Raw genomic sequence first — 389 nt, 5'->3', positions numbered from 1 at the left:
CTGTAGAGCGTGCCCCAAATGGCCGGCAGGATCCCGTACTTGCCCTGGTTAACGTCCCAGACACTGCCAAAAAGCACATCGAAGCCGTGCTTTTCCATGCCCGGCAAGGCCTTGCGCCACACCTCGAACACCAAGGCTGCGACCAACGCCAGAATCAGTACCACCCCGATTCGCGCGAGCCCACGGAAGGTGCGATCGACCAGGAAGTCTTTGGCCGAGGGAGGTTGGCAGGCAGAATCCCGGTTAACCGGTACGACGAAAGGTTTGTTCATTGGCTAATTCCGGAACAGGGGGGAAACGCCCCCGGCGCGGCAAACAGCCCACACCGAGAGCGGCCTCACGGGTGTTACTGAATGTTGGCGGAGGCTTTGCGAACCTGCTCTACCACC

The 389-nt window shown here is 60.4% G+C and carries 1 pseudogene; it reads right to left on the bottom strand.

What is annotated here, in order from left to right:
- A pseudogene (locus JNB71_RS24265) lies at positions 1-272 on the bottom strand (phosphate ABC transporter permease subunit PstC); the annotation flags it as partial.
- Between the last annotated feature and the right edge of the window lie 117 nt (positions 273-389).

Source organism: Rhizobium herbae (assembly GCF_019511375.1).
In the GTDB taxonomy this organism is placed as follows: domain Bacteria; phylum Pseudomonadota; class Alphaproteobacteria; order Rhizobiales; family Rhizobiaceae; genus Pararhizobium; species Pararhizobium herbae_A.
This window is presented reverse-complemented; position numbering and strand designations above follow the sequence as displayed.